This window comes from Branchiibius cervicis, assembly GCF_042661605.1.
Taxonomy (GTDB): domain Bacteria; phylum Actinomycetota; class Actinomycetes; order Actinomycetales; family Dermatophilaceae; genus Branchiibius; species Branchiibius cervicis.
The window spans coordinates 1,550,489-1,571,330 of sequence record NZ_JBHSWJ010000002.1 but is presented as its reverse complement, the minus strand read 5'-3'; the positions used below and the strand labels follow the sequence as shown (position 1 = coordinate 1,571,330).

The 20,842-nt window shown below is 67.7% G+C and carries 20 protein-coding genes, 1 tRNA gene and 1 pseudogene; 16 read left to right on the top strand and 6 right to left on the bottom strand.

The window, feature by feature from the left end:
• Positions 1-30 precede the first annotated feature (30 nt).
• Positions 31-113 (bottom strand) — tRNA-Leu (locus ACFQBT_RS08335).
• Positions 114-187: 74 nt separating this feature from the next.
• Between ACFQBT_RS08335 and ACFQBT_RS08330 the strand changes: the two genes are divergently transcribed.
• Genes ACFQBT_RS08330 through ACFQBT_RS08310 form a run of 5 tightly spaced genes read left to right on the top strand, consistent with a single transcriptional unit; the run spans position 188 to position 4,823 of the window.
• Positions 188-481 (top strand): SRPBCC family protein, encoded by a 294-nt coding sequence (locus ACFQBT_RS08330; protein WP_377821881.1) that lies wholly within the window; start codon positions 188-190, stop codon positions 479-481.
• A 9-nt stretch (positions 482-490) separates the two neighbouring features.
• Complete coding sequence (gtfA, locus tag ACFQBT_RS08325) at positions 491-1,987, top strand: sucrose phosphorylase (protein WP_377821879.1); 1,497 nt, start codon at positions 491-493, stop codon at positions 1,985-1,987.
• A gap of 4 nt (positions 1,988-1,991) precedes the next feature.
• The gene (locus ACFQBT_RS08320) at positions 1,992-2,387 is read left to right on the top strand and encodes a hypothetical protein (protein WP_377821877.1); all 396 of its coding nucleotides are present in this window, start codon (positions 1,992-1,994) and stop codon (positions 2,385-2,387) included.
• A complete protein-coding gene (locus ACFQBT_RS08315; protein ID WP_377821875.1) occupies positions 2,339-3,508 on the top strand; it encodes an ATP-dependent DNA ligase in 1,170 nt (389 codons plus the stop codon). Before ACFQBT_RS08320 ends, ACFQBT_RS08315 begins: the two co-directional genes overlap by 49 nt.
• Positions 3,501-4,823, top strand: coding sequence for a M20/M25/M40 family metallo-hydrolase (locus ACFQBT_RS08310; RefSeq protein WP_377821873.1), 1,323 nt, complete (start codon positions 3,501-3,503; stop codon positions 4,821-4,823). Before ACFQBT_RS08315 ends, ACFQBT_RS08310 begins: the two co-directional genes overlap by 8 nt.
• Before the next feature lie 5 nt (positions 4,824-4,828).
• On the opposite strand, the gene ACFQBT_RS08305 is transcribed toward ACFQBT_RS08310, so the two are convergent.
• The gene (locus ACFQBT_RS08305) at positions 4,829-5,014 is read right to left on the bottom strand and encodes a DUF5703 family protein (protein WP_377821871.1); all 186 of its coding nucleotides are present in this window, start codon (positions 5,012-5,014) and stop codon (positions 4,829-4,831) included.
• Between the two features lie 40 nt (positions 5,015-5,054).
• Here ACFQBT_RS08305 and ACFQBT_RS08300 point away from each other — a divergent pair, with 40 nt between their 5' ends.
• Positions 5,055-5,327, top strand: a complete 273-nt coding sequence (locus ACFQBT_RS08300) for a hypothetical protein (RefSeq protein ID WP_377821869.1) — start codon at positions 5,055-5,057, stop codon at positions 5,325-5,327.
• On the opposite strand, the gene ACFQBT_RS08295 is transcribed toward ACFQBT_RS08300, so the two are convergent.
• On the bottom strand, positions 5,324-6,262 hold the full coding sequence (locus ACFQBT_RS08295; protein ID WP_377821868.1) for an aldo/keto reductase: 939 nt from the start codon (positions 6,260-6,262) through the stop codon (positions 5,324-5,326). The genes ACFQBT_RS08300 and ACFQBT_RS08295 overlap by 4 nt on opposite strands.
• Positions 6,263-6,299: 37 nt before the next feature.
• On the opposite strand from ACFQBT_RS08295, the gene ACFQBT_RS08290 reads away from it, so the two are divergent.
• From ACFQBT_RS08290 to mshC, 4 genes are read left to right on the top strand one after another with little or no spacing between them, the layout of a single operon-like run.
• A complete protein-coding gene (locus ACFQBT_RS08290; protein WP_377821866.1) occupies positions 6,300-6,995 on the top strand; it encodes an MSMEG_4193 family putative phosphomutase in 696 nt (231 codons plus the stop codon).
• Positions 6,996-7,014: 19 nt separating this feature from the next.
• A complete protein-coding gene (locus ACFQBT_RS08285; RefSeq protein WP_377821864.1) occupies positions 7,015-7,545 on the top strand; it encodes a DUF3090 domain-containing protein in 531 nt (176 codons plus the stop codon).
• On the top strand, positions 7,523-8,323 hold the full coding sequence (locus ACFQBT_RS08280) for an SCO1664 family protein (protein ID WP_377821862.1): 801 nt from the start codon (positions 7,523-7,525) through the stop codon (positions 8,321-8,323). The genes ACFQBT_RS08285 and ACFQBT_RS08280 overlap by 23 nt, the downstream gene beginning before the upstream one ends.
• 40 nt (positions 8,324-8,363) lie before the next feature.
• The gene (gene mshC, locus ACFQBT_RS08275; protein ID WP_377825412.1) at positions 8,364-9,581 is read left to right on the top strand and encodes a cysteine--1-D-myo-inosityl 2-amino-2-deoxy-alpha-D-glucopyranoside ligase; all 1,218 of its coding nucleotides are present in this window, start codon (positions 8,364-8,366) and stop codon (positions 9,579-9,581) included.
• Here mshC and ACFQBT_RS08270 read toward each other — a convergent pair.
• The gene (locus ACFQBT_RS08270; RefSeq protein WP_377821860.1) at positions 9,578-10,420 is read right to left on the bottom strand and encodes a PAC2 family protein; all 843 of its coding nucleotides are present in this window, start codon (positions 10,418-10,420) and stop codon (positions 9,578-9,580) included. The two genes, mshC and ACFQBT_RS08270, sit on opposite strands and share 4 nt — an antisense overlap.
• A 59-nt stretch (positions 10,421-10,479) precedes the next feature.
• On the opposite strand from ACFQBT_RS08270, the pseudogene metH reads away from it, so the two are divergent.
• Together metH and ACFQBT_RS08260 are read left to right on the top strand one after the other, a co-directional pair.
• Positions 10,480-14,239, top strand: a pseudogene (gene metH / locus ACFQBT_RS08265) (methionine synthase).
• Positions 14,240-14,917: an HAD family hydrolase gene (locus tag ACFQBT_RS08260; RefSeq protein WP_377821858.1), complete on the top strand. Its 678-nt coding sequence runs from the start codon at positions 14,240-14,242 to the stop codon at positions 14,915-14,917. It begins immediately after the preceding pseudogene.
• A 48-nt stretch (positions 14,918-14,965) separates the two neighbouring features.
• On the opposite strand, the gene ACFQBT_RS08255 is transcribed toward ACFQBT_RS08260, so the two are convergent.
• A complete protein-coding gene (locus ACFQBT_RS08255) occupies positions 14,966-15,412 on the bottom strand; it encodes a hypothetical protein (RefSeq protein WP_377821856.1) in 447 nt (148 codons plus the stop codon).
• Between the two features lie 42 nt (positions 15,413-15,454).
• On the opposite strand from ACFQBT_RS08255, the gene ACFQBT_RS08250 reads away from it, so the two are divergent.
• Positions 15,455-15,829 (top strand): hypothetical protein, encoded by a 375-nt coding sequence (locus ACFQBT_RS08250; RefSeq protein ID WP_377821854.1) that lies wholly within the window; start codon positions 15,455-15,457, stop codon positions 15,827-15,829.
• Positions 15,830-15,832: 3 nt separating this feature from the next.
• Here the strand turns inward: ACFQBT_RS08250 and ACFQBT_RS08245 are convergent, their stop codons facing one another.
• Positions 15,833-16,699 carry a RecB family exonuclease gene (locus ACFQBT_RS08245; RefSeq protein ID WP_377821852.1) on the bottom strand — a complete coding sequence of 289 codons (867 nt, stop codon included), beginning with the start codon at positions 16,697-16,699 and terminating at the stop codon, positions 15,833-15,835.
• A gap of 53 nt (positions 16,700-16,752) precedes the next feature.
• On the opposite strand from ACFQBT_RS08245, the gene ACFQBT_RS08240 reads away from it, so the two are divergent.
• The 3 genes from ACFQBT_RS08240 to arc all read left to right on the top strand — a co-directional run bounded on the left by ACFQBT_RS08240 (position 16,753) and on the right by arc (position 20,756).
• The gene (locus tag ACFQBT_RS08240; RefSeq protein ID WP_377821851.1) at positions 16,753-17,898 is read left to right on the top strand and encodes a site-2 protease family protein; all 1,146 of its coding nucleotides are present in this window, start codon (positions 16,753-16,755) and stop codon (positions 17,896-17,898) included.
• Between the two features lie 25 nt (positions 17,899-17,923).
• Complete coding sequence (locus ACFQBT_RS08235; RefSeq protein ID WP_377821849.1) at positions 17,924-18,949, top strand: tRNA (adenine-N1)-methyltransferase; 1,026 nt, start codon at positions 17,924-17,926, stop codon at positions 18,947-18,949.
• Positions 18,950-19,013: 64 nt separating this feature from the next.
• On the top strand, positions 19,014-20,756 hold the full coding sequence (gene arc, locus ACFQBT_RS08230) for a proteasome ATPase (RefSeq protein WP_377821847.1): 1,743 nt from the start codon (positions 19,014-19,016) through the stop codon (positions 20,754-20,756).
• Positions 20,757-20,842 lie beyond the last annotated feature (86 nt).

Below are 20,842 nucleotides of genomic sequence, written 5' to 3'. Positions count from 1 at the left end.
CGCCTGCCGCGGAGGGATCATCATGTGGAGTGTCCGGAGGGGGACTTGAACCCCCACCCCCTTTCGGGGACTAGCACCTCAAGCTAGCGCGTCTGCCATTCCGCCACCCGGACGAGGTTGCGACCGTGAACGTTAGCACGGTGAGTGCCCGCCCCCGAATCGTGCTGCTGCCTGGGAGACTTCGATCATGGCGTTGATCACCAGGACGTTCACCACCGCACCGCAGCGGCTGTTCCGGGCCTTCACCGATCCGGTCGAACTGGCCGCGTGGTGGCCGGCGACCTCCACCGAGACCGCTCAGACCGTCCGCTCGGAACCGGGCGCCCTTCTCGAACTCGCGGACGCCGACGGCCAGCACACCGTCATCACCTTCGTCCCCGATCCCGCGGGTTGCCTACTCACCGTCGAACGCAGCGACGACGCGCCGGCGTGGCCGGCAGACCTGGACAGACTCGAGGCTCTGGTCGACCCACCGCGCTAGGGTCTGCGGGTGCGCAACCAGGTCCAGCTCATCGCCTACGCCGACCGGTTCGGGGGCACGATCGAGCGCCTCCACCGGCTCCTCAATGAGAAATTCCCGGGCGCGTTCGGGGGCGTGCACGTGTTGCCGTTCTATTCGCCGTACGACGGCGCGGACGCCGGCTTCGACCCGATCGATCACACCAGCGTCGATCCTCGCCTGGGCAGTTGGGCGGACATCGAGCGCCTGGCCGCGTCGTACGACGTGATGGCGGACCTGATCGTCAACCACGTCTCGTCCTCCTCGCCCCAGTTCCAGGACGTGGTCGCGAAGGGCCGCGGCTCGGCGTACGCCCCGATGTTCCTCACCATGTCCTCGGTATTCCCCGGCGGGGCGACGGAAGCGGATCTGACCGCGATCTACCGGCCGCGGCCCGGTCTGCCCTTCACCGCGCTTCGACTGGGCGGCGAGCTGCGCTACGTGTGGACTACGTTCACCCCCGAGCAGATCGATATCGACGTGGCCTCGGACCTCGGCCAGGACTACCTGCACCAGATCCTGGACGCGGTAGCTGCGGCGGGTGTCCGCTTCGTGCGCCTGGACGCCGTGGGGTACGCCGTGAAGACGCCGGGTACGTCGTGTTTCATGACTCCCGAAACCTTCGACTTCATCGCCGCCTTCACCGAACGTGCTCGTGAGCGCGGCGTCGAGGTGCTGGTGGAGGTGCACTCCTACTACCGGGATCAGGTCGCAATCGCCGAGAAGGTCGACTACGTCTACGACTTCGCGTTGCCACCGCTCCTGCTCTACGCCTTCTCCACCGGTGACGGGCAGCCACTCGCTCAGTGGTTAAGGGACCGGCCGACCAACGCGATCACGGTGCTCGACACCCATGACGGCATCGGAATCATCGATGCCGGCCCACGTCGCGGTGAGCAGCCCGGCGACCCGATCCGGCCGGGGCTGCTCACGGAGGAGCAGGTCGACACGCTCGTCGCCGGGATCCACCAGCGCACCGGCGGCAGCAGCCAGACCGCGAGTGGTGCGACAGCCTCGAATCTCGACCTCTACCAGGTCAATTCCACCTACTACGACGCGATGGGTCGTGACGACGCGGCCTACCTGGCCGCCCGTGCGATCCAGTTCTTCGCCCCGGGGATCCCGCAGGTCTACTACGTGGGTGCGTTGGCCGGCGGCAACGACACCGAGCTGCTCGAACGCACGAACGTCGGACGGGATATCAACCGGCACTACTACAGCGGGACCGAGATCGACGCGGACCTGCAGCGGCCGGTCGTGCAGGCGCTGTTGCAGTTGTGCCGGCTGCGCAACACCATCGGCGCCTTCGATGCCGACGACCTCGAGGTCGAGCTCGCCCGCAGCGTGCTCACGCTCCGTCGCGGCGACCCCGGTGGCCCCCGCGCGAGATTGACGGTCGACCTCGCGGACGGCGCCGCCTCGATGGACTGGACCGACACCGACGGGGTGTCGGGCCGACTGGACGACCTCCGGCAACTGCTTGACTGACCGGATGCTGCTGTCGCAGATCGTCGAAGTCTCCGGCCGGGTCGCTTCGACCAGGGCGCGCAACGCCAAGATCGCCGAACTCGCGTCCGTGCTGCGCTCGGCGGATCCCGAGGACGTGCCGCTGGTGACGGCATACCTCACCGGCGCGCTGCCGCAGCGTCGCCCCGGCGTGGGCTGGCGCAGTGTGCGGAACTTGCCACCACCCGCCGCCGACCCCTTTCTGACGGTTGGCGACGTCGACTCCACGGTCAGCGCGATGGAGCAGCTTTCCGGACCGGGTTCGGCGAGCGCGCGGGCCAGGTTGCTCGCTGAACTGTTCGGGGCGGCGACGGGGAGGAACAACGTTTCCTGGTGGGCCTGTTCACCGGCGAGCTGCGGCACGGTGCGCAGGACGGGGTGATGCAGTCGGCGATAGCCGAAGCCTTCGACGTCCCTCCGGCCGCCGTACGCCGCGCAGCCATGTTGGCCGGTGACCTCACCGATGTCGCCGCCACGGCGCAATCGTCGGGGGCTGAGGGTCTGCAGCGCGTCGATCTGCAGGTCGGTCGCCCGTTGCGGCCGATGCTGGCCGGTAGCGCGCCCAGTGTGGAGGCGGCGTACGGCGACGGAGCGGATCAGCAGTTCGACGTGGAGTGCAAACTCGACGGGATCCGGTTGCAGGCTCACAAGGACGGCGAGCGCGTGTGGCTGTTCACCCGCAGCCTGGACGACATCACCGACCGGTTGCCGGAGGTCGTCGAGGTGGTGCGGGCATTACCGGCGCACACCGCGGTCCTGGACGGGGAAGCGATCGCGTTGCGCGCCGACGGTCGCCCTGAGCCGTTCCAGGTCACCGGCTCCCGGACGGCCAGCGCCGACGGTGTCCCCGTGTCGACGTTCTTCTTCGACGTCCTGCACGCCGATGGGCGCACGTTGCTCGATGAGCCGCTGGGGGAGCGCATCGCAGTGCTCGAGCAACTCGTCGGTCCGGAGAATCGCATTCCGCGACGTGCGGGAGCCGACCTGGCGCAAGCCCGGGCCGCGTTCGATGAGTGGGTCGGGGCCGGACACGAGGGTGTCGTGCTCAAGGATCCGGGCGTCGCCTACGCTGCGGGGCGACGTGGTGCGGGGTGGATCAAGGTCAAACCGCGCCACACGCTGGACCTGGTGGTGCTCGCTGTCGAACGCGGCAGCGGCCGGCGCAGTGAGTGGCTGTCCAATATCCACCTCGGTGCGCGCGACCCGCAGACCGGCGAACTGGTCATGGTGGGAAAGACGTTCAAGGGGATGACCGACGAGATGCTCCGCTGGCAGACCCGGCGGTTCACCGAGTTGGCGGACGGGCCGAGCGACGGGTGGACGGTGCGGGTGCGTCCGGAACAGGTCGTCGAGATCGCCTTCGACGGAGTGCAACGCTCCAGCCGCTATCCAGGGGGAGTGGCGCTGCGGTTCGCACGGGTACTGCGCTACCGGGACGACAAGACAGCCGAAGCGGCCGACTCGATCGAAGAACTGCGCCGCTTAGGCTGGGGGAATGACTGATCAGCCCACTGCCCTCGATGAGGTCGTCCGGATCTGCCAGGATCTGATCGCCTTCGACACCAGCAATTTCGGGGACGGTAGCGGCCCCGGGGAACGCAAAGCGGCCGAGTACGTCGTGGGCCAGTTCGAGGAGGTCGGTCTCGATCCGGTCATCATCGAGAGCGATCCCGGCCGGGCCAGCGTCGTGGTCCGGATCCCGGGAGAAGACAGTTCACGAGATGCGCTCGTGGTGCACGGTCACCTCGACGTCGTCCCGGCCACCGCCAGTGACTGGCAGGTCGACCCGTTCGGCGCCGAGATCAAGGACGGCTGCATCTGGGGCCGCGGCGCAGTCGACATGAAGGACATGGACGCGATGATCATCGCGAACGTGCGCGAACTGGCCCGCACCGGCCGCAAGCCGGCCCGCGATCTGATCGTGGCGCTGTTCGCCGACGAGGAAGCAGGCGGCCGGAAGGGCAGCCACCACCTGGTGGCGCACCACCCCGAACTGTTCGAGGGCGCCACGGAGGCGATCAGTGAGGTCGGCGGCTACAGCATCACCTTCCCCGACGCGGCCGGCCGCGAACAGCGGGCCTACCTGCTGCAGAGCGCGGAGAAGGGCCTGGCGTGGCTGACGTTGCGCGCGACCGGGCGGGCGGGTCACGGGTCGGTGCCCAATCCGGACAACGCCGTGATGCACCTTGCCCAGGCGCTCACCCGGATCAACGAGCACCCCTGGCCGCGGCAGTACGGCGCGACCGTCCGAGCGCTGCTGGACGGACTGGCCGAGTTGTCCGGTCGCAGCTACACCGACGACGACCCCGAACCCGTGCTCGAACTGCTCGGCAGCACCCGTGGTTTCGTCGACGCGACGCTGCAGGACACGGTCAACGCGACGATGCTGGAGGCCGGGTACAAGCACAACGTCGTTCCGCAGACGGCGACCGCAGGTATCGACTGCCGGTTCCTGCCCGGTCACGAGGACGAACTGATGGCCACCTTGCGTGACCTCGCGGGAGAGCACGTCACCATCGAGACGGTGCACCGGGACATCGCCGTCGAAGCGCCGTACGACACCGATCTGGTCGCAGCGATGGAGCGCTGCCTCCTGGCGGAAGATCCCGAAGCCACGGTGCTGCCCTATTGTTTGTCCGCCGGCACGGACAACAAGGCGCTCAGCCTGCTCGGGATCAAGGGCTACGGTTTCACCCCGCTACGGCTGCCGGCCGATCTGGACTTCGCCGCGATGTTCCACGGCGTGGACGAACGGGTGCCGGTCGAGTCACTGTTGTTCGGCACCCGGGTGCTCGGGCGACTGCTGCAGGACTGCTGACCGGATCAGGCCGTGCGCATCACGCGAATGATCTTCCGGCGCAGCCAGATCCGCCGCCGGCCCCCGGTGTAGAGGCGCGTCCGGGCCAACTCCCAGTGTTCGTATTCGGCGAAGTCAGCAAGCATTTGCCGGATCTGCCCCGGGGTGGCATCACGGTTGAAGTGCAGTTCGCGAAACTCGTACTCGACCATCGTTCGCCCATTGTGCGTCATTACCGATACGGTCTGCTCTATGGCCACCGATCCGCGCGTCGCGCTGGCTGCCTTCGTGGCGGCCCTGGAACGTCACTTCGAGGTCGTAGCAGCCCGCCGCGGAGAACAGGACCCGGCCGTCGAAGCCGCGTACCAAGCGCTCGCCGAAGCCTTCGATGAGTACGACCGAGCCCTGATGGACACCTACGGCGAGGTCACCCCGTTCGAGATCTACGACGACGAGGACGACGATGACCTCGACGACGATGAGATCGAGGAACTGGACGACGAGCTCGACGACGTCGACGATTAGGCCGACGTCGCGGACACTTCGTCCAGTGCTTCACGGACCGCGTCCGGGATCGTCAGTTCCTCGCTACGCAGCAACGAGGCCAGCTGGGTCGTCGTGCGAGCGCCGACGATGCTCGAAGCAACCCGGTCGCGGACCCACGCCAGCGACACCTCGGCAGGACTGACCTCCAGGCCGGCGGCGGCGGTCAGCACCGCGTTCACCACCGGCGAGGTGGCCTCGCCCAGATAGCGCTCGGCCCATCGCTCGTGCTGGCCTGAGGCAGCGCGCGAGTCCGCGGGGGTGCCGTGCCGGTACTTCCCGGTCAGGACCCCGCCGGCCAGCGGAGACCACGCGAGAATGCCCGCACCGGCGTACTGCGCCGCGGGAATGACCTCGGTGTCAGCCGAACGAGCCAACAGGTTGTACTCGATCTCATTGGCCACCAACGGAATTCGGGCTTCACGAAGTATCGAAGCCGCCGCGGTGAACTGCCAGCCGGAGTAGTTGGACACCCCCACGTACCGCGCTCGGCCACTGCGCTGCGCGGCCTCCAACGCCGACATCGTCTCGGCCAGCGGCACCTGCGAATCCCAGGTGTGCACCAGCCACACGTCGAGGTAGTCGACGCCGAGCCGCCGCAGTGATTCCTCCAACTGCCGCATCAGGGTGCCGCGCGAAACGTCCACCATCCGGGCCCCGGAAGTGCGCGAGATCCCGGCCTTACCGATCAGGCACACCTGATCGCGCTCGGCGGGGGACAGCAGCTCACCGAGGATCGTTTCGGCGGTGCCACCGCCGTAGCCGTACGCCGTATCGAACGATCTTCCGCCCGCGTCGCGGAACTGGGTGAACAACTGCCGCGCGCTGTCCGGGTCGACCTGCTCGCCCCAGCCCATCGTGCCGAGGGTCAGGCTGCTGACCCGCAATCCGCTGTCCCCGACCGATTGGATACGCACGCACGCAGCGTAGTGGGACGCCGGTTACCGTTCTGGGGTGGCACTGGCCCTGATCGTGCGGCACGGCCGCACCGCAGCGAACGCGTCCGGCACCCTTGCCGGCTGGACCCCGGGGATCCCCCTCGACGACGTCGGCCGGGAGCAGGCAGCGCGCCTGGGCGCCCGGATCGCCGACCTGCCGGTGCACCGGATCGTCGCCAGCCCCCTGCAGCGGTGCCAGGAGACGGCCGAGGTGCTACGCGGCGTACGCGACCTGCCGATCGAGACCGCTGACGACCTGGGGGAGTGCAAGTACGGCGCGTGGACCGGTCGGCCGCTGAAGGATCTGGCCAAGGATCCGTTGTGGCGCATCGTGCAGGACCAACCCTCGGCGGCCACGTTCCCCGCCTCGGCAGATTTCGAGGCTGAGTCGATGCGCGCCATGCAGTGCCGTGCGGTTGCCGCCATGCGGCGGATCGATCTGGAGGTCACACAGGAGTTCGGTGACCAGGCGATCTGGGTGGCCGTCAGTCACGGGGATGTCATCAAGGCCGTCCTCGCCGACGCATTGGGCACCCATCTGGACCAGTTCCAGCGGATCACGGTCGGGCCGGCCTCGCTCAGTGCCGTGCGCTACGGCCCGGCGCGCCCGTTCGTGGTCCGGCTGAACGACACCGGAGGCGACGTCAGCGACCTGGTCCCGAAACCGGCGCACGCGCCGGAGGGTGATGCGCCGGTCGGCGGTGGGTCATGACCGGGTTTAGGGTCGATCCATGCCGCTGATCGAGTACGACGAGCCGGAGCGCTTCATCGCCGGCACCGTGGGCGAGCCCGGGCAGCGCACCTTCTTCCTGCAGGCTGTTCAAGGCCCCCGGATCACCACCGTGTCGCTGGAGAAGGAGCAGGTGGCGGTCCTCGCCGAGCGTTTGAACGCCCTCCTGGACGAGGTGGGGCAATCGGATGAGCAGGTGCTGCCACCGGACAACGACCCGTTGAGTACGCCGATCGAGGACGAGTTCCGCGTCAGCACCTTGAGCCTGGCCTGGGTCGCGGACGTGCAGCGGGTCGTCATCGAATGCCACGATCGCGACGTCCAACTGGAGGATTCCGGCGACGAGGTCGTCGAACTGACCGAACCGGACGCAACGGTGCTACGGATCGTCTTGTCTCCCGTCGCCGCCCGGGAATTCGCCCGGCGCGGGTTGGCGACGGTCGCCAGTGGGCGGCCGCCGTGCCCGTTCTGCGGCGCTCCGCTGGAGGCATCCGGCCACATCTGTCCTCGTGCCAACGGATACCGACGCTGACGACCTCGCCGCCTTGTTGGAGCGCGGCGACCTGGAGATCGAGGGCCGGCTGACCCACGCCTCCAATGCGGTCTACCGGGTCGTGGTGGACGGCTCGCTGCGGGCCGTCTACAAACCGGTGCGCGGTGAGCGGCCGTTGTGGGACTTCCCGGACGGGACGTTGGCGGCCAGGGAGTTGGCTTCGTACCTGATCTCCCGGCTCGGCGGCTGGCACCGGATCCCGCCGACGGTGCTGCGCGACGGTCCACTGGGGCCGGGTTCACTGCAGCTGTGGGTCGGCCCGCTGGATGTGACCGGTGACCACGACTTGTTGCGGGTCGATCCGCCGGGGAAGCTGCCGGAGGGGTACCGCCCGGTGGTGCAGGCTCAGGACGACTACTTCGCCGACGTGGTGGTCTCGCACGCCGACGATCCGGCGTTGCGGCAGGTCGCGCTGCTGGATGCGGTGCTCAACAACGCCGACCGCAAGGCGACGGCGTTGATCATGGACGGCGGCGACCTGTTCGCGATCGATCACGGGCTGACCATGCACGAGGAACCCAAACTGCGCACGGTGCTGTGGGGGTATGCCGGTGAGCCGCTGACCGCCGACGAGGTCGCGCAACTGACCGACGTGCAGACCATCCTGGGGGCCTCGCAGCTGCGCGACCTGCTGGGACGCCTGATCACCCAGACCGAGCTGACCGCGCTGGACCGGCGGATCCGCAAGCTGCTGCGCGATGCGGCCATGCCGGTGATACCGCCCCATCGGCACCCGTTGCCGTGGCCGTTGTGGTGAGCCAATTACGCTGAACCCCGTGAATCTGGCCGACACTCCCTTGCAGCCCTGGGCTGCTCCCGACGTCCCGGCCGTGCCGCCGGTGCCCGGCCGGCTGTTGCTGGCGACCCGGGAAGGAGCGCTCGAGCCGATCGTCCCGACCGACGGGCTGGCGGGCATGTACGTGTGCGGCATCACGCCGTACGACGCGACGCACCTCGGTCACGCCGCCACCTATGTGACGTTCGACCTTGCCAACCGGGTGCTGCGCGATTGCGGTGTCCGGGTGCGCTACGTCCAGAACGTCACCGATGTCGACGACCCGCTGCTGGAGCGCGCCGCCCGGGACGGCGTCGACTGGCAGGATCTCGCGCACAGCGAGATCGAACTCTTCAAAGACGACATGAGCGCCCTGCGGGTGCTGCCGCCGGACGTCTACGCCAGCGTGGTGCAGACCATGGACCGGCACATCGCCGTCGTCACCAAACTGCTCGACTCCGGTGCGGCCTACTCCGTCGAAACGGATCTGTATCTGGATCTGGCACAACAGGATTCGTTCGGCTCGGTCAGCGGTTGGGACCGTGAGCAGATGATGTCGGTCTTCGCCGACCGCGGCGGCGACCCCGACCGCGCCGGCAAACGCGACCCGCTGGATCCTTTGCTGTGGCGCGGTGAGCGGCCGGGCGAACCGGCCTGGGACGGCGGGGTCCTGGGTCGGGGCCGACCCGGCTGGCACGTCGAATGCACGACGATCGCGCTGGACAACCTGGGAATGGGTTTCGCCCTGCAGGGCGGAGGGACCGACCTGATCTTCCCCCACCACGAGATGAGCGCGGTCCAGGCGGTTGCGCTGACCGGCACGCGACCGTTCGCGCACAGTTTCGCCTACCAGGCCATGGTGGGTTTCGAGGGGCACAAGATGAGCAAGTCGCGCGGCAACCTGGTGCGCGTGGCCCAGCTGCGCCGCGACGGCGTCGACCCGATGGCCATCCGCCTGATGCTGCTGGACCAGCACTACCGGGCCGAGTGGGAGTACACCGATCAGTTGCTGGCCGCCGCCCAGGCCCGTCTCGACCGCTGGCGCGCGGCGGCTTCCGGTGGGGACGACCGGGATGCCGAGGACCTGGTGATGACCGTGCGGGCCGCGCTGCGGGCGGACCTCGATGCGCCCTCTGCGTTGCGGGCGGTCGACCGGTGGGCCGGCCGGGTGCCGTCCGGCGGTCAGCCGAGCTTCGGCGTACGTGAACTCATCGACGCCCTGCTGGGTGTGAAGCTCTAGTCCTCGTCGCGGCGGCGTAGGTAACGCTCGAATTCCTTGGCGATCGCATCGCCGCTGGCCTCGGGCAGTTCGGTGGTGTCCTGCTGCTCCTCCAGGGAGTGCACGTAGTCCGCGACCTCCTCGTCGGATGCCGCCAACTCGTCGACCCCGTGCTCCCAGGCGCGGGCCAGGTCGGGCAGGTCGGCGTGGCCGATGAGTGTGTCGAAGAGCGTCTCCAGCCGGGTGAGCAGCGCCAACGTCGCCTTGGGGGACGGCGAACCGCCCGCGTAGTGCGGTACGGCGGCCCACAGTGAGATGGTCGGAATCCCGTTACGGTGGGCCGCGTCGGACACTACCCCGACGATGCCCGTCGGACCCTCGTAGCGGCTCGGCTCCAGGTCGTAGCGATCGCGGATGTCCGGGTCGTCGCTGGACACCGTGACCGGAATGGGCCGGGTGTGCGGGACGTCGGCCAGCAGCCCGCCCAAGGTGATGAGCATCGTGGCGTCCGCATCGGCGGCCAGGTCGATGATCTCCTGGGTGAAGGCGATCCAGCGCATCGACGGTTCGATGCCCTGCACGAGGATCACGTCGCGATCCAGCGGGGTGTCCCGGGCCAGGAACAACTTGGTCGTGGGCCAGGTGATCTCCCGGTCCCCGGCCTCGCCGGAGATCCGGGGCCGGTTGACCTGGAAGTCGTAGTACTCCTCGGGGTCGAGCGCCGCCAAGGGTTGCGCGTCCCACATCTGCACCAGGTGGGCCAGGGTCGAGGTGGCGGTTTCACCGGCATCGTTCCACCCTTCGAAGGCGGCAATGATCAGCGGATCCCGCAGCAGTGGCAACTCCTCGAACTCGATCACCCGCTCAGCGTACGGACTGCCGTGACCGGCTCGGTAGAATCCTCCTCAGATTCAACCGAATGGGGACCGATGTGAGCAGCCGCTCCGAAACCGCCCAGGCGTCGCAGATCCAGCCGGACCAGACGGCGACCCTGCGCGACCTACTCACCCAGCGCATCCTGATCCTCGATGGGGCGATGGGTACCCAGATCCAGGCGAAGGGGTTTTCCGAGGCCGACTATCGCGGTGAGCGCTTCGCCGACTGGCCCAGTGACCTGCGGGGCAACAACGACCTGCTGAGCCTCACCCAGCCGGATGCGATCAAGGACATCCACACCGCCTACCTCGAGGCGGGCGCGACCCTGGTCGAGACCAACACCTTCAACGCCCAGCGGATCTCGCTGGCCGATTACGACATGTCCGATCTGGCCTACGAGTTCAACCTGGCCTCGGCGCGGCTGGCGCGTTCGGCAGTCGATGAGTTCGTGGCCGCACACCCGGGCGAGCAGCGCTTCGTGGTCGGCGGGATCGGGCCGACCAACCGGACGGCGAGTATCTCCCCGGACGTGAACGACCCGGCCGCCCGCAACGTCAGCTACGAGCAACTGGTCGAGGCCTACCTGGAGCAGGCCGAGGGTCTGGTCGACGGCGGCGCGGACCTGCTGATCATCGAGACGATCTTCGACACGCTGAACGCCAAGGCCGCCATCTTCGCGTTGGAGACCCTCTTCGAGCTGCGCGGCCGCCGGTGGCCGATCATCATCTCCGGCACCATCACCGACGCCTCCGGGCGCACCCTTTCCGGCCAGGTGACCGAAGCCTTCTGGAACAGCGTCCGGCATGCCCGCCCGCTGGCCGTCGGCCTGAACTGCGCGCTGGGCGCCGAGGAAATGCGCCCGTACCTGGCCGAGATCTCCCGGATCGCCGACTGCTTCGTGTCGTGCTACCCCAACGCGGGTCTGCCGAACGCGTTCGGGGAGTACGACGAGACGCCGTCGCAGATGAGCGAGATCATCGCCAAGTTCGCCACCGACGGACTGGTCAACATCCTGGGCGGTTGCTGCGGTACGTCCCCGGCGCACATCGCAGCCATCGCCGAGCAGGTCCGGGGCTTCTCCCCCGCGAGGTGCCGACCGTCGAATCGGCCTGCCGCTTGTCGGGTCTGGAGCCGCTCAACATCACCGACGAGTCGCTGTTCGTCAACGTGGGTGAGCGCACCAACGTCACGGGGTCGGCCAAGTTCCGCAACCTGATCAAGGCCGGTGACTACACCTCGGCGCTCAACGTGGCCCGCCAGCAGGTCGAGGCCGGCGCCCAGGTGATCGACATCAACATGGACGAAGGGATGCTCGACGGCATCGAAGCGATGGACCGCTTCTGCAAGCTGGTCGCCTCCGAGCCGGACATCTCCCGGGTGCCGGTGATGATCGACTCCTCCAAGTGGGACGTCATCGAGGCCGGATTGCGCTGTGTCCAGGGCAAACCCATCGTCAACTCGATCTCCATGAAGGAGGGCGTCGAGTCGTTCATCGAGCACGCCAAGCTGTGTCGCAAGTACGGCGCGGCAGTGGTGGTCATGGCCTTCGACGAGGAGGGTCAGGCCGATTCGCTGGAGCGGCGCAAGGAGATCTGCGGGCGCGCCTACCGGATCCTGACCGAAGAGGTGGGTTTCCCGGCCGAGGACATCATCTTCGACCCCAACATCTTCGCGGTGGCCACCGGTATCGAGGAGCACGCCAACTACGGTGTCGATTTCATCGAGGCGACCCGCTGGATCAAGCAGAACCTGCCGCACGCGCTGGTGTCCGGCGGTGTGTCGAATGTGTCGTTCTCGTTCCGGGGCAACAACCCGGTGCGCGAAGCGATCCACGCGGTCTTCCTCTACCACGCGATTTCCGCGGGGATGGACATGGGCATTGTCAACGCCGGCGCCCTGGTGGTCTACGACGAGATCGATCCCGAGCTGCGCGAGCGGATCGAGGACGTCATCCTCAACCGGCGGGCCGACAGCACCGAGCGCCTGCTGGAGATCGCAAACAAGTACAACGTCAAGGGTGACGAGGTCGAACCCGCTGCGGCGGAGTGGCGTTCGCTGCCGGTCCGCGAACGCATCACCCACGCCCTGGTCAAGGGCATCGACGAATTCGTGGTCGACGACACCGAGGAACTGCGGGTCGAGCTGTCCGCGGAGGGCCGGCGGCCGCTGGAGGTCATCGAGGGTCCGTTGATGGACGGAATGGGCGTCGTCGGCGACCTCTTCGGGGCCGGCAAGATGTTCCTGCCCCAGGTGGTCAAATCCGCGCGGGTGATGAAGAAGGCCGTGGCACACCTGATTCCGTACATCGAGGCGGAGAAGCAGCCCGGCGACGCCGCGCACAGCAAGGGCAAGATCGTCATGGCCACGGTCAAGGGCGACGTTCACGACATCGGCAAGAACATCGTGGGTGTCGTCCTGCAGTGCAACAACTACGACGTCGTGGATCTGGGGGTCATGGTGCCGCCGCAGAAGATCCTGGACGCTGCGCGCGCCGAGAACGCCGACATCATCGGCCTGTCCGGCCTGATCACCCCGTCGTTGGACGAGATGGTCAACCTGGCCCAGGAGATGGAGCGGCAGGGCTTCGAGATCCCGCTGCTGCTTGGTGGCGCGACAACTTCCCGCGCGCACACCGCGGTCAAGGTCGAGCCCAAGTACCACGGGCCGGTCGTGTGGGTGAAGGACGCATCCCGTTCTGTCCCAACGGCTTCCGCGTTGCTATCCGACGACCGCCGCGGCGCCTTCTTGGAGGAAGTCGCCAAGGACTACGAGTCCATCCGGGAGCGCCACGCCGCCAAGCGGACCGAACGGCCGCTGGCGTCCTACGCGCAAGCCATGGATCGACGTACGCCGATCGACTGGGATGGTTACGAACCCACCCGGCCGACGTTCACGGGTCTGCGCAGCTTCAACGACTACCCGCTGGCGGAACTGCGTGAGTACATCGACTGGCAGCCGTTCTTCAACGCGTGGGAGATGAAGGGGCGCTACCCGGACATTCTCAACAACCCGGCCAGCGGTGAGGCAGCCCGCAAGTTGTGGGACGACGCCCAGACCATGCTCGACCGGTTGATCGAGGAGAAGTGGTTGCAGGCCAACGGGGTGGTCGGATTCTTCCCAGCCGCGGCGGTCGGCGACGACCTGCTGGTCTACACCTCCGAGGAGCGCAATGAGGTGGCCACCACGCTGCATCACCTGCGCCAGCAGGGGAGCACCGCGAGGGCGTCCCGAACCGGTCGCTGGCGGACTACATCGCGCCCAAGGACACCGGAATCGCCGACTACGTCGGAGGATTCGCGGTCACAGCCGGCCTGGGCGCAGCCGAGAAGGTGGCCGAGTTCAAGGCGGCAATGGACGACTACAGCGCGATCCTGCTGGAATCGCTCGCCGACCGGCTGGCAGAGGCGTTCGCCGAGCGGCTGCATGAGCTGGTCCGCACGCAGTTGTGGGGTTACGCGCCGCAGGAGTCGTTGGACAACGCAGCCCTGATCGACGAGCGCTACACCGGCATCCGCCCGGCGCCGGGTTATCCCGCATGTCCGGACCACACCGAGAAGCAGACGTTGTGGGAGTTGCTGGAGGTGCAGGAGCGTGCCGGGATCACCCTCACCGAATCGATGGCGATGTGGCCCGGTGCTGCGGTGAGCGGTTGGTACTTCTCACATCCGCAGTCGCAGTACTTCGTGGTGGGCCGACTAGGCCAGGACCAGGTTGCTGACTACGCGCGCCGCAAGGGCTGGACGATGCAACAAACAGAGCAGTGGCTCTCGCCGAACCTGGGTTACGAACCGGAGGACCGGTAAGTGCCGCTGCCCGCGGCCGTCCTGTGGGACATGGACGGCACGCTGGTGGACACCGAGCCCTACTGGATCGGGGCGGAAAAGGACCTGGTCGCGGCGCACGGCGGCGTGTGGACCGACGCAATGGCCAAGGAATGCGTCGGCAACACCCTGCTGCGTTCGGCGCAGATCATCATCGACAATTCGGACGTGACCATGACGCCCGAGCAGGTCGTGGACCATCTGATCGGGCAGGTGCTGACCGCGATGCGCCGGCACATGCCGTGGCGACCAGGTGCTCGCGAGCTGCTGGCCGAAGCCGTGCGGGCCGGGGTTCCAAACGCACTGGTGACCATGTCGTACACCGTGCTCGCCGACGAACTGGTCGCGGCGCTGCCCGACGGTTCGTTCGACACGGTGGTGACCGGTGACGTGGTGACGCACGGCAAACCGCACCCTGAGCCCTACCTGACCGCAGCGTCGCTGCTGGATGTGCGTCCGGAAGATGCTGTCGCGATTGAGGATTCGCCAACCGGTGCCCGCTCGGCAGTCGCTGCCGGCGTGCCGACGATCGCCGTACCGCACGTTGTCGAGGTGCCGCAGATGGACGGCGCGGTGCAGGTGGACACGCTGGCCGGGTTGCGCTTGGCCGACCTGACCGCGCTGTTCAGCGATCGCAACGAACCCCTGAACACGAAGTAGCTCCTCCGCATTCGCAGGACACCGCCAGACACGAACCGGAGATCAGCCTCACCTGGTCGGCGTGACCATGACCGTCGCCACGTAATTGGTAGGCGGGCACGTCGGTCCGTTCGGAACACGACGTGACGGTGCAACCGTAGAGGTGACGGTGGGTCCTACGGCACCGGCGGAATCAGCAACGGCCACGGTGACGACCACGGGACCCGCCGTCCCAACGGAGGTGTCGCGCACGTTGATGGGTGCGCCCGACTGGGCACTGTCGAACATGCAGGCACCCTCAATGCACGCATTCGCGACCCAGGTGGCCGGCGGCGGGTAGGCAAACGTCGGAGAGGTCGGCGTTGCTCCGCTGACCGACACCACGACACCCTGGTCCAGATCTGAATAGTCCATCGGGCACGCGGAGACGTCCTGTTGTGATGAGCACGCAGCCGTGAGCCCGAGCGAAGCTGCGATGAGCGCTGAGCCCGCGGCGCCTACCGCGACCTTCACCATGTCCGCACACTAGCGGCGGGACAGCTGGCTACGCTCGCTGGAATGCGTAACATCGCGGACTTCCCCGCCGAGAAGTACGCCGCTGACGGCGGCTATGAGTGTGTCGAGACGGGCATCTACCGGTCACCGGACGACCCGGATACCTACGTCACTTCCTTGAGTTTCGAGCAGGAGCCGGAGCGGGGCGAAGGAGACAGCCCGGCCAGGATCTCGCAGTACCCGTTGGAGGACGTCCTCGACCGGTTCGACGCCTGGGTCGAGGACTTCTACCCGGAACTGAACAACGCCAGCGAGCGCACCTGCTATCAGGAGTTCGGTTCGACCGAGGTCGAGGATCTTCGGCGGTTGCGCGACATCATCGGCCGGCACGTCTACCTGCGCCACGACGACGGGGCGGTCACCCTGGTCATCGAGTGAGGGTCAATCCGGGTCGATCGCTCCGGTGATCTCGGGGTCGGTGGCTCGCTCGATCGAGTAGTCGGGTAGCGGCGGGGGAGTGCCACCCCACGCCGGGCACAAGGCTTTGTGATCGCACCAGTCGCACAGTCGTGAAGGGCGCGGTCGCCAATCGCCGGTCGTCGCCGCCCGCTCGATGGCCTGCCACAGCGCCTTCACCTTGCGTTCGGTCGCCAGCAGATCCCACTCCGACGGCTCGTAGCGGATGATCTCGCCGTTGCCGAGATACACCAGTTGCAGCATCGCCGGGATCACTCCGCGGGTGCGCCACCACACCAGGGCGTAGAACTTCATCTGGAACAACGCCTTGCCCTCGAACAACTCCGAGGGGGAACGGCCCGTCTTGTAGTCCACGACCCGCACCTGGCCGCCGGGCGCCACGTCCAGCCGATCGACGTACCCGCGCAGCGTCAATCCGTCCACGTCCGCCTCGACGTACAACTCCCGGGCGGCCGGCTCCAACCGGGTCGGGTCCTCCATCTCGAACCAGCGCTGCACCAACCGGAACGCGTCGGCCACCCAGTCGGCGAGGTCGTCCTCATCCACCAGGTCGCCCAGGTCCGGATTCTCCTGTACCAGCCGGCGCCACTGCGGCTCGATCAGCTCGCGGGCGGTCTGCGGATCGCGTTGTCCCGCAGGCAGGTCGAAGAGGCGTTCGAGTACGGCGTGCACCAGGGTCCCGCGCGAAGCCGCCGGCGACGGCGCCTCGGGGAGGCGGTCGACGACCCGGAAGCGGTACAACAGCGGGCACTGCATGAAGTCGCCCGCCCGGCTCGGTGACAGCGCCGCACGACGGGGCGGTGCGGCGGTCTCGGACACGGGAGAGGTCATGAGCAGAACTCTAGGACGCGGGTCCGACAACCGGCCCGACTACGCTGGGCGCCATGGCGAGTGCGGCGCAGAATCCAGGTCTGCGGATCGGGTCCCTGCGCGGCGCACCGGTCTTCATCGGCCGGAGTTGGCCGGTCATCGCGATCATCATCATCTTCACCTTCGGACCTCAGGTGACCACCCTGCGGCCCGACCTGGGAGCAGGCGGATACCTGGTCGCGGCCGCCTTCGCGATCCTGCTGTTGCTGTCGGTCCTGGTGCATGAGGCGGCGCACGCCCTGGTCGCCCAAGCCCGCGGGATGGAAGTGCACCAGGTGGTCGCCGACGCGTGGGGCGGGCACACCAGCTTCGACCAGGACGACACCTCGCCGGCCACCGGCGCACTGGTGGCCGTCGTCGGGCCGCTGGCCAACGGCGTACTCGCCGTGCTCGGCTGGTTGGTCCTGCAGATGCAGGGCGACGGTTCGGCGGTGACCCGGTTCGACCCGATCAGCGTCCCTACGCTGCTGCTGTCGGCGTTCGTGTGGGCCAACGGATTCGTCGCGATCTTCAACCTGCTGCCCGGGCTGCCGCTCGACGGCGGCTATCTCGTCTCCTCCCTGGTGTGGGCAGTGACCGGCAGTCGCTCGCGCGGCTCCGTCGTCGCCGGTTGGTGCGGGCGGATCGTCGCCGTGCTGGCAGTTGCGTGGGCCATCGGGCTGCCGCTGCTGCATGGCCAGCAGCCCTCCATGATCACCACGGTGTGGGCGATCATGATCGGCGGCTTCCTGTGGTTCGGGGCCGGCGCCGCGATCAACCGAGGCCAGGCCGAACAGGTGCTCGGCAAGGTGCAGGTGGGCCAGCTCCTGCGGCCGGTGTTCATCGCCGCGGGTCCGACGCCGCTGTCGAACCTGCCGCAGAACGCCGACATCGCGGTGACCGCAGCGGACGGGACGCCGTGGGGCGTCGTGCCCGCCGAGATCGCCGCCCAGGTGCGGGCCGGCCAGCCAGGGCTTGCGGTCGAGTCGGCCGCACTCCGCCAGCCGCAGCCCTGGGTGGCGCAGGTCGACGATCCGCAGGCTGACGTCTCCCAGCTGGTGCGCGTCTACCAGGCCACCGGGGGCGCAGCCGGCTACCTGCTGGTGGCGAACGGAAGCGGCCAGGTGCTTGGCATCGTGCGCACCGAGGACCTGCGCGTCGCGCTCAATGCGGTCGCCTAAGGCGCGCCCACTAGAATCGGGCGCGATGACTGATCAGCCCACCGGAGCCGACCGTCGCCGAGGCCCGTTCCGGGCGGGTGATCGCGTCCAACTCACTGACGCCAAAGGCCGGATGCACACCATCGAACTGGTGCCCGGCAAGCAGTTCCACACCCACCGCGGCCATATCAAGCACGACGACCTCATCGGCGCACCCGACGGCACGACCGTGCGCAACACCACCGGTATCGAATACCTGGCGATGCGCCCGCTGCTGTCGGACTACGTGATGTCGATGCCGCGTGGCGCCGCCGTCGTCTACCCGAAAGATGCCGGCCAGATCATCACGATGGCCGACATCTTCCCGGGCGCGGTGGTCGTCGAGGCGGGTGTGGGCTCCGGTGCGCTCAGCATGTCGTTGCTGCGGGCCGTCGGCGACCAGGGCCGGTTGCTGTCGATCGAACGCCGCGAGGACTTCGCCGACATCGCACGAGCCAACGCACGAGCGTTCTTCGGTGAGGACCACCCCGCCTGGCAGGTCCGCATCGGTGACCTGCAGGAGGAGCTTCCCCTCGCCGTACCGGAAGGATCGGTCGACCGGATCGTCCTGGACATGCTGGCCCCGTGGGAGTGCCTCGACGCGGTCGCTTACGCCCTCGCGCCGGGCGGGGTTCTCATCTGTTACGTCGCCACCGCCACCCAGCTGTCCCGGGTCGCCGAGGACATTCGCAGCCACGGAGGATTCAGCGAACCCGCTGCCTGGGAGTCGATGGTGCGCGATTGGCACCTCGAGGGTCTCGCGGTCCGGCCGGCGCACCGGATGCACGGCCATACCGGCTTCCTGATCACCACGCGACGACTTGCTCCCGGCGTCACTCCGCCCAGGCGCACCCGCCGACCGGCCAAGGGCTCGTACGACGAGACGCAAGTCCCGGAGGATGAGACATTCGCGATAGATGTGACCAAGGACACATCGGACTGGGAAGGCGCTGACTTCGGCGAAAGACCCGTGTCGGAGAAGAAGATTCGGCGCTTACGGAGGGCAATCAGCGCGCCACCCGACGAAAACTGAACTCCGCGAGTTAGGGTCGGGTGGCATCACTTGGACGCGCTCCGGCGCGGCAGAGGAGGCCACGATGACCGAGCACTTCACGCCCCACGGTTCCTCCGACGAGGAGTCGGTCGCCCGCCTGCAATCCGAGGTGGCCGCGTTGCGCGACCGCCTTGCCACAGCGCCGGGAAGCAGCCGATCGCGCGAACTCGAACAGCAGATCCTCCAATTGCAGTCGTCCGTCGGTACGTTGTCGGCGCAGAACGAGCGACTGGCCCGCACGCTCAAAGAAGCCCGCGAGCAGATCGTCAACCTCAAGTCGGAAGTCGATCGACTGGCGCAGCCGCCGGCCACGTTCGGCGTGGTGTTGGTCGTGCATGACGACGGCACCGCCGACATCCTGAACGCCGGCCGCAAGATGCGCGTTGCCGTCAGCCCCTCGGTCGAGGGCGAGCAGATGGTCCCGGGCCGGGAAGTCATGCTGAACGAGGCCTTGAACGTCGTCGCTGCGGTGGGCTTTGAGAACGTCGGCGAGCTGGTCCAGGTGAAGGAACTGCTGGGCGAGGACCGCATCCTGGTCGTTGCCCACGGCGACGAGGAGCGCGTCTGCCGACGCGCCGCGTCGCTGCGCGATGAGACCATCCGCGTGGGGGACTCGCTGCTGTTGGACACCCGCAGTGGGTTCGTCTTCGAACGCATCCCCAAGGCCGAGGTCGCCGACCTGGTCCTGGAGGAAGTGCCGGACATCCGCTACGAAGACATCGGCGGTCTGTCCGGTCAGATCGAGCAGATCCGCGACGCGGTGGAGCTGCCCTACCTGCACGCCGACCTCTTCCGCGAGCACGCGCTGCGGCCGCCGAAGGGTGTCTTGCTCTACGGTCCGCCCGGTTGCGGCAAGACGCTGATCGCCAAGGCGGTCGCCGCGTCGCTGGCCCGCAAAGTCGCCGAGCTGACCGGCCGCGAGCAGACCAAGAGCTACTTCCTGAACATCAAGGGGCCGGAGCTGCTCAACAAGTACGTCGGTGAGACCGAGCGGCACATCCGGCTGATCTTCCAGCGCGCCCGGGAGGCCGCGTCCGACGGCACCCCGGTGGTGGTGTTCTTCGATGAGATGGAGTCACTCTTCCGGACCCGCGGATCCGGTGTCTCCTCCGACGTGGAGACCACGATCGTGCCGCAGTTGCTGGCCGAGATCGACGGCGTGGAGCGTCTCGAGAACGTCATCGTCATCGGTGCTTCGAACCGCGAAGACATGATCGACCCCGCGATCCTGCGACCGGGTCGACTCGATGTGAAGATCAAGATCGAGCGGCCGGACGCCGAGAGTGCCCGGGAGATCTTCAGCAAGTACCTCGAGCCGAGCCTGCCGTTGCACGCCGACGACCTGGCCGAGAACGGCGGCGATGCCCAGGCCACCGTCGAGGCGATGATCCAGGCGACCGTCGAGCGGATGTACGCCGAGATCGACGAGAACCGTTTCCTGGAGGTCACCTACGCCAGCGGGGACAAGGAGATCCTCTACTTCAAGGATTTCAACTCCGGCGCCATGATCCAGAACATCGTCGACCGGGCCAAGAAGATGGCCATCAAGGACCAGCTCACCCTCGGCGCCAAGGGCATCCGCGTGGAACACCTGTTGCGCTCATGCGTCGATGAGTTCAAGGAGAACGAGGACCTGCCCAACACGACCAACCCCGATGACTGGGCGCGGATCTCGGGCAAGAAGGGTGAGCGGATCGTGTACATCCGCACGCTCATCGACGGCAAGAACGGTGACAACCCGGGCCGCTCGATCGACTCCGTGGGTAGCACCGGCCAGTACCTGTAACGCGGTGAAGACCCGATCCGCGCAGGTTGTCCACGTTCGCGCGGCCTATAGCCCGCGCGTCTGTCGACAACCCGCGCAAACTCGGT